This is a genomic window from Aliidongia sp., from assembly GCF_035943795.1.
In the GTDB taxonomy this organism is placed as follows: domain Bacteria; phylum Pseudomonadota; class Alphaproteobacteria; order ATCC43930; family CGMCC-115725; genus Aliidongia.
The window spans coordinates 1-9,835 of the sequence record NZ_DASZBY010000084.1 but is presented as its reverse complement, the minus strand read 5'-3'; the positions used below and the strand labels follow the sequence as shown (position 1 = coordinate 9,835).

Annotated in this window: 12 protein-coding genes; 8 read left to right on the top strand and 4 right to left on the bottom strand. The window is 66.8% G+C overall.

Annotation, left to right across the window (positions count from 1 at the left end; translation table 11 throughout):
- Positions 1 to 46: 46 nt before the first annotated feature.
- The 4 genes from VGV37_RS15235 (at position 47) to VGV37_RS15220 (ending at position 3,259) form a co-directional block, all read left to right on the top strand.
- Positions 47 to 1,015 (top strand): ribose-phosphate pyrophosphokinase, encoded by a 969-nt coding sequence (locus tag VGV37_RS15235; protein WP_326880539.1) that lies wholly within the window; start codon positions 47 to 49, stop codon positions 1,013 to 1,015.
- A gap of 208 nt (positions 1,016 to 1,223) precedes the next feature.
- Positions 1,224 to 2,201 carry a type I pantothenate kinase gene (gene coaA / locus VGV37_RS15230; RefSeq protein ID WP_326880538.1) on the top strand — a complete coding sequence of 326 codons (978 nt, stop codon included), beginning with the start codon at positions 1,224 to 1,226 and terminating at the stop codon, positions 2,199 to 2,201.
- A gap of 12 nt (positions 2,202 to 2,213) precedes the next feature.
- Positions 2,214 to 2,840 (top strand): LysE family translocator, encoded by a 627-nt coding sequence (locus VGV37_RS15225; protein WP_326880537.1) that lies wholly within the window; start codon positions 2,214 to 2,216, stop codon positions 2,838 to 2,840.
- 74 nt (positions 2,841 to 2,914) lie between these two features.
- The gene (locus VGV37_RS15220; RefSeq protein WP_326880536.1) at positions 2,915 to 3,259 is read left to right on the top strand and encodes a hypothetical protein; all 345 of its coding nucleotides are present in this window, start codon (positions 2,915 to 2,917) and stop codon (positions 3,257 to 3,259) included.
- Between the two features lie 59 nt (positions 3,260 to 3,318).
- On the opposite strand, the gene VGV37_RS15215 is transcribed toward VGV37_RS15220, so the two are convergent.
- The 4 genes from VGV37_RS15215 to sdhC are packed head-to-tail and all read right to left on the bottom strand — an operon-like array spanning position 3,319 to position 6,742.
- Positions 3,319 to 4,101 carry a succinate dehydrogenase iron-sulfur subunit gene (locus VGV37_RS15215; protein ID WP_326880535.1) on the bottom strand — a complete coding sequence of 261 codons (783 nt, stop codon included), beginning with the start codon at positions 4,099 to 4,101 and terminating at the stop codon, positions 3,319 to 3,321.
- A gap of 60 nt (positions 4,102 to 4,161) precedes the next feature.
- A complete protein-coding gene (gene sdhA, locus VGV37_RS15210) occupies positions 4,162 to 5,952 on the bottom strand; it encodes a succinate dehydrogenase flavoprotein subunit (protein WP_326880534.1) in 1,791 nt (596 codons plus the stop codon).
- 7 nt (positions 5,953 to 5,959) lie between these two features.
- Positions 5,960 to 6,346 (bottom strand): succinate dehydrogenase, hydrophobic membrane anchor protein, encoded by a 387-nt coding sequence (sdhD, locus tag VGV37_RS15205; protein WP_326880533.1) that lies wholly within the window; start codon positions 6,344 to 6,346, stop codon positions 5,960 to 5,962.
- Positions 6,347 to 6,742 carry a succinate dehydrogenase, cytochrome b556 subunit gene (gene sdhC, locus VGV37_RS15200; RefSeq protein ID WP_326880532.1) on the bottom strand — a complete coding sequence of 132 codons (396 nt, stop codon included), beginning with the start codon at positions 6,740 to 6,742 and terminating at the stop codon, positions 6,347 to 6,349.
- Between the two features lie 316 nt (positions 6,743 to 7,058).
- Here sdhC and VGV37_RS15195 point away from each other — a divergent pair, with 316 nt between their 5' ends.
- From VGV37_RS15195 to VGV37_RS15180, 4 genes are all read left to right on the top strand, one after another.
- The gene (locus tag VGV37_RS15195; RefSeq protein ID WP_326880531.1) at positions 7,059 to 7,418 is read left to right on the top strand and encodes a hypothetical protein; all 360 of its coding nucleotides are present in this window, start codon (positions 7,059 to 7,061) and stop codon (positions 7,416 to 7,418) included.
- A gap of 115 nt (positions 7,419 to 7,533) precedes the next feature.
- Positions 7,534 to 8,301 (top strand): SDR family oxidoreductase, encoded by a 768-nt coding sequence (locus tag VGV37_RS15190; RefSeq protein ID WP_326880530.1) that lies wholly within the window; start codon positions 7,534 to 7,536, stop codon positions 8,299 to 8,301.
- A 61-nt stretch (positions 8,302 to 8,362) separates the two neighbouring features.
- Positions 8,363 to 9,010 (top strand): metalloregulator ArsR/SmtB family transcription factor, encoded by a 648-nt coding sequence (locus VGV37_RS15185; protein WP_326880529.1) that lies wholly within the window; start codon positions 8,363 to 8,365, stop codon positions 9,008 to 9,010.
- An 8-nt stretch (positions 9,011 to 9,018) separates the two neighbouring features.
- A partial coding sequence (locus VGV37_RS15180; protein WP_326880528.1) for a Rieske (2Fe-2S) protein occupies positions 9,019 to 9,835 on the top strand: 817 nt, incomplete at its 3' end.

Sequence of the window (9,835 nt, the reverse complement as noted above, 5' to 3'; positions counted from 1 at the left end):
TGGGCGAGATCCCCACGCCGCTCGCCGGCGCGCCCGAGGAACTACCATGAAGATCGTTATCGGCACCGCCCATCCCGAGCTTGGACGGGACATATTGAAGGCGCTCGACCTGCCGCCGGTCGAGGCATCGATCAAGCGTTTCGCCGACCAGGAGCTGTTCGCCGAGATCCACGAGAACGTGCGCGGCGAGGATGTCTATATCGTCCAGCCGACCTCGCGGCCGACCAGCGACAATCTGATGGAGCTGCTGATCCTGGCCGATACGCTGAAGCGCAGTTCGGCGCGCCAGATCACCGCGGTCATTCCCTATTTCGGCTATGCCCGCCAGGACCGCAAGACCGGATCGCGTACGCCGATCTCGGCAAAGCTCGCCGCCAACATGATCGCCGCCTCTGGTGTCGACCGGGTGCTGACGCTCGATCTGCATGCCGGCCAGATCCAGGGTTTCTTCGACATTCCGCTCGATCACCTGGAAGCGGTGCCGCTGTTCGCCGCCGAGATCCAGCGCATGTGGGGCAAGGCGGTGGACGGCATCACCATCGTCTCGCCCGACATCGGCGGCGTGGTGCGCGCCCGCCGGCTGCTGGGCAAACTCGCCAACGACGCCGGCCCCGGGCGCAAGCCCCAGGATCTGGCGATCATCGACAAGCGGCGTCCCCAGGCCGGTGTGTCGGAAGTCATGAACATCATCGGCGAGGTCGAAGGCCGGCATTGCGTCATGATCGACGACATCGTCGACACGGCAGGCACCTTGTGCAATGCCGCGGCCGCCTTGCTCGACGCCGGCGCCAAGTCGGTCATCGCCTGCATCACCCATGCGGTGCTGTCGCCGGGTGCGATCGAGAAGATCGAGAATTCCAAACTCGAAGCATTGATCGCGACCGACAGCATCCGCCCAGGCGCCGACGAGGTGCACAGCACGAAGATCCGCCGCCTGTCCATCGCGGGATTGCTGGCCGACGCGATCCGCGAGATCGACAGCGACGGGTCTGTCTCTATGCTGAATTTGCGGTAGGCGGGCACGGTTCCTCCGTTATCCCCCGCAAGAGGGCTAGTGGAATCCTGCCTGCGGGGACGTGACGGGAGGACGTTGGTGGGGGCCCGGCATGCCTCCTTCAACCCCCAATGGACGCGTGCGCGGCTTCTAAAACATGAATCGGGACATTCGCCCGTTTGCAATGCAATATGGCCGCATTGTTGCCGCGTTCGCGAGCATCCGCTTGATGTCGTCTTCCACCGCTGCCGTTCCGCTTCCCGCCGATCCGCTGCCGCCCGGCTCCTATGACCGGTTCGACCGAGCAGATTGGGCCGAGCTCCGCTCGTCGACGCCGCTCACGCTCGGCGAGACGGATCTCGCGCGCCTGCGCGGCATCAACGACGCGATCTCGCTGGACGAGGTGGAGGCGATCTATCTGCCGCTGTCGCGCCTGCTCAACCTCCATGTCTCGGCGACCCAGGACCTGCAGCGGGTCAAGGAAAGCTTCCTCGGCCAGGACGTCCGGCCCTCGACCTACATCATCGGCATCGCCGGTTCCGTCGCGGTCGGCAAGAGCACGACCGCGCGCATCCTGCAGGCGCTGCTGTCGCGCTGGCCCAACCATCCCAAGGTCGATCTGGTGACGACTGACGGCTTCCTCTATCCGAACGCCACGCTCGAGGCGCGCGGGCTGATGCGGCGCAAGGGCTTTCCGGAAAGCTACGACACCAAGAAACTGCTGGATTTCGTCTCGCGCCTCAAGGCCGGCAATCGGCGCCTCGCCGCCCCGACCTATTCGCACCAGACCTACGACATCGTGGCGAACGCGACCCAGATCGTGGACCGGCCAGACATCCTGATCCTCGAGGGCCTGAATGTGCTGCAGGGCGGCGAGGCGCAGCCGACCAAGCCATCGCGGCTGTTCGTTTCGGATTTCTTCGATTTCTCGCTCTATGTCGACGCGACGGAAAACCAGCTCGAAAGCTGGTACCTCGACCGCTTCGCCCGGCTGCGCGAGACCGCGTTCAACGATCCGCGCGCCTATTTCCGCTTCTATGCCGAGATGCCGAAAGAGCAGGCGCTGGCGCGCGCCCACGAGATCTGGCGCGACATCAATCTGGAGAACCTGCGCCAGAACATCGCGCCGACCCGCGGCCGCGCCAACCTGGTGCTGCGCAAGAGCCGCGATCATTCGGTCGAGGAAGTCTGGCTGCGCAAGAGCTGAGGGAGCCTGCGGATGCCGACGGATTTCCTGTGGTTCCTGGGCGCCGCCCTGGTCGTGGCACTGACCCCCGGCCCCGGCATCTTCTATGTGGCGGGCCGCGCGCTGGCCGGCGGCCGGTCCGAGGGGCTCGCGTCGAGCTTCGGCACCGGGCTCGGCGGCCTCGTCCACGTCATGGCCGGCGCCATCGGCCTCTCCGCCCTGGTCATGGCCAGCGCCACGGCCTTCACCGTGCTGAAGCTGATGGGCGCCGTCTATCTGGTCTATCTGGGCGTGCAGACCTGGCGCTCGGCCCGGGTGGCGGAAAGCCCGGCGACCGGCTCCTGCGGCGCCCGCCGCGCCTTCGTCCAGGGCATCATGGTCGAGGCGACCAACCCCAAGACCGCCGCTTTCTTCCTGGCCTTCGTGCCGCAGTTCGTCGAGCCCGCCCAGGGTTCGGTGGCGCAGCAGTTCATGGTGCTGGGCCTCGTTTCGGTGGCGCTCAACACCGCCGTCGACGTGCTGGTCAGCTTCGGCGCGGCGGCGGTTCGGCACAGGCTGGCGCGGGGCGGACTGGTTCGCCGGCTGCGCCAGGGTTCGGGCGCGCTGATGGTGGCACTCGGCCTGTCGCTGGCCCTGTCGCGGCAGGCCGGTGCCCGATAGCTGCTCGTCGCGGGAACCGACCCCGTGCTTGTCCTGTTGCAACGGGAGCCCGTTCGGCCCCGAGGAGACAGTTCATGGCGCAACCGGATCGAGATTTTCTGCCAACCGACGAGGACCAGCCGAGCATCGACCAGGAGGAAATCCGCGAGAAGAGCGGCGGTGGCCGTCCCGCGAGCGACGTTACGAACGTCCACCTGTCCGGCACCGGCGCCGTCGAGACCGAAGATGGCCTGGACGAGAATGCGGAAATGGTCCGCCACGCGGCGGAGGACATGCCGGAAGAGCCCAACCCCTATCTGGCGGAAGCCGACGAAGAGCCGGAGCTCGATGACGACGGCGAAGCGATCGACCCGGTCGCGGGCGAGCCGCGCGACGAGCCGGTGTTCGATCGCGCGGAGACGTTGAAGCGGCCGATCTAACGAAAAGGGCCCGGTCTCTCGCGAGGCCGAGCCCTTTCGCTACGACGGCAGCGATTGCGTCAGGCGAACTTGCGCTGGACCATCAGTTTCTTGATCTCGCCGATCGCCTTGGCCGGGTTCAGCCCCTTCGGGCAGGTCCGGGTGCAGTTCATGATCGTGTGGCAGCGATAGAGCTTGAACGGATCTTCCAGGTCGTCCAGCCGTTCGCCGGTCTTCTCGTCGCGGCTGTCGGCGATCCAGCGATAGGCCTGCAGCAGGATGGCGGGACCGAGGTAGCGGTCGCCGTTCCACCAATAGCTGGGGCAACTGGTCGAGCAGCAGAAGCACAGGATGCATTCCCACAGGCCTTCGAGCTGGTCGCGCTCCTCGACCGACTGCAGGCGCTCGCGCGTCGGCGGCTGGCTGTCGGCCTGCAGGTACGGCTTGATCGACTGGTACTGGGCATAGACGTGGGTCAGGTCCGGCACCAGGTCCTTGATCACCGGCATGTGCGGCAGTGGGTAGATCTTGACGTCGCCCGAGCAATCCTCGATCGGCTTCAGGCACGCCAGCGTGTTGGTGCCGTCGATGTTCATGGCGCAGGAACCGCAGATGCCCTCGCGGCAGGAACGCCGGAACGTCAGCGTCGTGTCGGTCTCGTTCTTGATCTTGATCAGCGCGTCCAGCACCATCGGGCCGCACGCGTCGAGGTCGAGCTCGTAGGTGTCGAGCGACGGGTTCTGGCCGTCGTCCGGGCTCCAGCGGTAGATCTTGAACGAGCGGACGCGCTTGGCGCCGGCCGGCGCCTTGAACACGCGGCCTTCCTTGACCTTCGAATTCGCCGGCAGTGAAAATTCAGCCATCTGAGATGGTCCTCTTGGTCTGGGTCGTCCCGGTCGGTCTCTCGCTCTCGGCAGCGGCGCCTAGTAGACGCGCGCCTTGGGCGGGAAGACCTCGATCTCGTTGGTCAGCGTGTAGAGATGCACCGGCCGGTAGTCGATCTTGACGGCGTTCTTCTCGTCAAGCCACGCCACCGTGTGCTTCATCCACTCCTTGTCGTCGCGGTTCGGGAAATCCTCCTGCGCGTGGGCGCCGCGGCTTTCCTGGCGGTTGGCCGCGGAATGCAGCGTCACGACAGCCTGGGCCAGCAGATTGTCCAGCTCCAGCGCCTCGACCAGGTCCGTGTTCCAGATCATCGACCGGTCGGTGACCGACAGGTCGGCCATCTGGTCGGCGATCTCGTGGATCTTGGTGACGCCCTCGTTCAGCACGTCGGTCGTGCGGAACACCGCGCAATTCGCCTGCATGGTCTTCTGCATGGCGAGGCGGATCTCGGCCGGCTTGGTCTTGCCCGATGCGTTGCGGATCTTGTCGAGCCGCGCGATCGCCTCTTCGCCGGCATTGTCCGGCAGGCGCTTGTGGGCGGTGTTCGGCTTGATCAGCTCGGCCGCGCGATGGGCGGCGGCGCGACCGAATACGACCAGATCGAGCAGGGAGTTGGTGCCGAGGCGGTTGGCGCCATGGACCGAGACGCAGGCCGCCTCGCCGATCGCCATCAGGCCGGGCACGATCGCGTCCGGATTGTCCTTGGTCGGCTGGACTACCTCGCCATGATAGTTCGTCGGCACGCCGCCCATGTTGTAATGCACGGTCGGCAGCATCGGGATCGGCTCGCGGGTGACGTCGACGCCGGCGAAGATCTTCGCCGTCTCCGAGATGCCCGGCAGCCGCTCGTGCAGCACCTTCGGATCCAGATGCTCCAGGTGGAGCATGATATGATCCTTCTCCGGCCCACAGCCGCGGCCTTCGCGGATCTCCAGCGTCATGGCGCGGCTGACCACGTCGCGCGACGCCAGGTCCTTCGCCGACGGCGCATAGCGCTCCATGAAGCGCTCGCCCTCGGAATTGGTCAGGTACCCGCCTTCGCCGCGCGCGCCCTCGGTGACGAGGCAGCCGGCGCCGTAGATGCCGGTCGGGTGGAACTGGATGAATTCCATGTCTTGCAGCGGCAGGCCCGCGCGCAATGCCATGGCATTGCCGTCGCCGGTGCAGGTGTGCGCCGAGGTGCAGGAGAAATACGCGCGGCCATAGCCGCCGGTCGCCAGCACGACCTCATGGGCGCGAAAGCGGTGCAGCGTACCCTCGGCCAGGTCCCAGGCCATGACCCCCCGGCACACGCCTTCCTCGTCCATGATCAGGTCGAGCGCGAAATACTCGACGAAGAACTCGGCATTATGCTTCAGGCACTGCTGATAGAGCGTGTGGATGATGGCATGGCCGGTGCGGTCGGCGGCGGCGCAGGCGCGCTTGGCCATCGCCTTGCCGTACTCGGTCGTGTGGCCGCCGAACGGGCGCTGATAGATCTTGCCGTCGGGCGTGCGCGAGAAGGGCACACCGAAATGCTCGAGCTCGATGATCGCCGGAATGGCCTCGCGGCACATATATTCGATCGCGTCCTGGTCGCCCAGCCAGTCCGACCCCTTGACGGTGTCGTACATGTGCCAGCGCCAATCGTCCTCGCCCAGGTTGCCCAGGGCGGCGGAGATGCCGCCCTGGGCCGCGACCGTATGGCTGCGTGTGGGGAACACCTTGGTGATGCAGGCGGTCTTGAGGCCGGCTGCCGTCATGCCGAGCGTCGCGCGCAGACCGGCGCCGCCGGCACCCACGACGACGACGTCGTAGGAATGATCGATGATCTTGTAGGACAGGGCCATGGTCCCCTCAGCTCCCAAACGCGATGCGCGCGACGGCGAAGATGCCCGCGACGGCCAGCAGGACACAGCCGAACTTCACGGCGATCAGCAAGGTGAGCTTCTGCCATTCGACGTGGACGTAATCTTCGATGACGACCTGCAGGCCATGGGCCGCGTGGTGGAACGTCACCGCGATGGTGACGACCAGCAGGACCGCCGGAAGCGGGCTGCCGACCCAGGCCGCGAAAGTCTCGTAATCGGCACCGGCGTTGCGGATGACCGAGATCACGAACCACAGGGTCAACGGCACCAGCGCCACGGACGAGAGCCGCATGGCCCACCAGTCCTTGGCGCCTTCGCGGGCGGATCCGAGGCCGTAGGCGCGCCCGAGGGGCGACCGCATCTTCTCCGCCATTTACTTGCCTCCCCAGGTGCCGAGACCGGCGACCCACGCGACGATGGTGAGGGCGACGGTCGCGATCAGAACGGCGCGGTTCGCCTTGTCCGTTGCCTCGTTGCTGAAGGCCATGCCCACGTCCCAGAACAGGTGCCGGATGCCGTTGCACAGGTGATAAAACAGCGCGACCGACCAGCCGAACAACACCAGCAGGCCGAGCCAGGAACCGGCGAAACCCTGGAAGATCTCGAAAGCGTCGGGGCCGCTGGCGGCGGCGAGCAGCTGCCACACCAGATAGAGCGTGCCAGCACTCAAGGCGATGCCGGTGCCGCGGTGGCTGATCGACATGAGGGCGGTGAGCGGCAGCTTGTACACCTGCAGGTGAGGTGACAAGGGGCGGTTTGCGATCGGCATGGGAACGCCTCGAAAAATGAAGCCTTCAGAGGTCTCGACGGTGCAGGCAAGAACGTCTGATGCACTGCAGCGAGACATAGAGCGGGGTCCGGACCAAGTCAATCGCCCGGGGAGCCTGGAGGCGCCAAGGCTCCATTTAGCACGCGGCAGGCGGCCGGGCGCAATGATTGTTCGCGGAATGCAGCGTTCGAATTCCGGCATCCCCTTGGCCGTGATCGGGAATGGGCGCGGCTCCGCCGCCGTTGTCATGGGGTGGGGAGGAAACGCCGCCCCCTCTCGTACAGTCGAGCTCCAGTGATGCGAAAGGGTTTCCATCGTGCCGAAGAACGTGACGCGTGCGGTTCTGTCTGCCGCCCTGCTACTTGCGGGCCTGTCGTCGGCTCTGCCGGTCCTGGCCCAGGGATATCCGCCGCCGCCGGGCTATGCTCCGCCACCGCCACCGCCCGGCGCCGTGCTGGTTCCGACCGCACCGCCGTCGCTGCGCGTCGAGGCCGTGCCGCCGCCGCCGCCCTATCCGGCGGTCTGGCAACCGGGCTTCTGGCGCTGGGACGGGTACCGTTACCGCTGGATCCGCGGCCATTACGTCCGCCCGCCGCGCGAACGGCACGAATGGGTCGCCGGCCATTGGGAAGCCCGTCCCGGCGGCCATTTCTGGATCGAGGGGTTCTGGCGCTAACCCGCGCCTGCCATCGGCCGATCTCCAAGACATAAGGGGCGGGGCGCCCCGGCTGCTTGCCCGCCTCCCACATCCAAGCCATGCTCCGGCAATCTTGGATGTGGGAGACGCGGACATGGCAACGCTCGAGGGCAAGATCGCCTGGATCACCGGGGGCGGGACCGGCATCGGCCGGTCGTCGGCATTGGAATTGGCTGCGGCCGGCGCCACGGTCGTGGTTTCGGGCCGGCGACGCGAGGCGCTCGACGCGGTCGCCGCTGAGATCAAGTCCGCTGGCGGCACGGCCGACGTCGAGCCGCTCGACGTGGCGATCCAGGCCGAGGTGGCGGCTGGCGGCGCCGCGATCGAGGCGCGCCACGGCCGGATCGACATCCTGGTCAATTCGGCAGGGATCAACGCGCCCAACCGCTTCTTCAAGAACCTGACCGCCGAGGCGTGGGACCGGGTGCTGCAGACCAACTTGAATGGCACGTTCTACGCGATCCAGGCGGTGCTGACGGGCATGCGCGAACGGCGCGACGGGCTGGTCGTCAACGTCGCGTCCTGGGCCGGCAAGGATCACGTCTATTTCACCGGTGCCGCCTATACGGCCAGCAAGCACGCCATGGTCGCCATGACCATGTCGCTGCACCTGGAAGAGTGCATGAACGGGATCCGCGCCACTGCCATCTGTCCCGGTGAGGTCGCGACGCCGATCCTGAAGGGCCGACCGGTGCCGCCGTCGGACGAGGAGATCGGCCGCATGCTGCAGCCCGAGGATGTCGGCCGGTCCGTGCGCTTCGTCGCCGAGATGCCGCCCCACGTCACGATTAACGAGATCCTGATCACGCCGACCTGGAACCGCATGTTCCTGGGCGGAACGGACATCGCACAGCCGCGATAGGCACGCCAACGGCTATATAGAAAGTATTGTCTTTCTAAATAGCCCGTCCTATCGTCGTGCCATGACGAACGATCTTCCGGATCGCACCAGCGATCGCCTGCTCCATGCCTTGAAGGCGACCGGTCCGCAGACGGCGGCGACGCTTGCCGCCCGCCTGGCGGTGACAGCCGTGGCCATACGCCAGCATCTGGACCGGCTTGCTGCCGGCGGGCTCGTCGCCTTCGAGGATCGGCGCGAGGCCGTCGGGCGTCCCAAGCGCCATTGGCGCCTGTCGGATGCCGGCCATCGCCGGTTTCCCGAAAACCATGCGGGCCTGACGCTCGAGTTGATTTCGGCCGTTTCCGCCGTGTTCGGCGATGCCGGGCTCGACCAGCTGATCGACCATCGCGAGGTCCAGACGCTCGCTACCTATCGGGCGCGGCTCGCCGGCGCGGGCAGCCTGGGCGAAAAGCTCGCGATCCTGGCAGAGACGCGCACGGCAGAGGGCTATATGGCCGAGGTCAGTGCGGTCGAGGACGGTTCGTTCATGCTGATCGAGAACCACTGCCCGATCTGCATCGCCGCGACCCGGTGCCAGAATCTGTGCCGCTCGGAGCTCAGGGTTTTCGCGGCCGCGCTTGGTGATGCGGCCGAAATCGTGCGGATCGACCATATCCCGGCGGGCGCCCGGCGTTGCGCCTACCGGGTGCGGCCGCAATCGCGGAACTAGGAGGCATCATGGCTTGGATCGATGTGGCCGACCTCGCGGCGGTCGCGGCCGCCGGACGGCTGGTGCTGCGGGTCGAGGGGCGCCAGATCCTGCTCACCAGCACCGACCGGGGCCTGTTCGCCACGGCGAACCGCTGCCCGCACGAGGGCTACCCGCTGAGCGAGGGCACCTTGCAGGGCTGCACCCTGACCTGCAATTGGCACAATTGGAAATTCGATCTGGCAAGCGGTGAGACCCTGGTCGGCGGCGACCGGTTGCGCCGCTATCCGGTGCGGATCGAGGCCGGCCGTGTCTGGCTCGAGCTGGTCGAGCCGCCGGTGGCCGAGCAGACCCGGAAGGTGTTGGACGGCCTGATCCAGGCGTTGGGGGATCGCGATCAGCAGCGCCTGGTGCGCGAGGCTGCACGGCTCGGACGGATCGGCGCCGACCCGGCGGGCGCCGTGCGGGCGGCACTCGTCTGGGCCCATGACCGGCTCGAATACGGCACGACCCATGCCTTTGCCGCGGCACCCGATTGGCTGCGGATCCATGACGACGGGCGGCTCGACGCCGACGTCCGGCTGATGGCGCTCGGCGAGATCCTGGGCCATATCGCCGACGACGTCGCCGGATCCGAGGACCGGTTCGGTTTCGCAACGAACGCCGTGCCCTGGAATGCCGCCGATTTCCTGGCCGCAATCGAGCGCGAAGACGAGGCGGCCGCCGTCGGGCTGCTGCGCGCGGCGCTGGCGCAGCCGGCTTGGCCGGACGATTTCGCTGGCGCCCTGTTCGGTGTGGGATTGCAGCACTATGCCGATTTCGGCCATACCATGATCTATGTCGCAC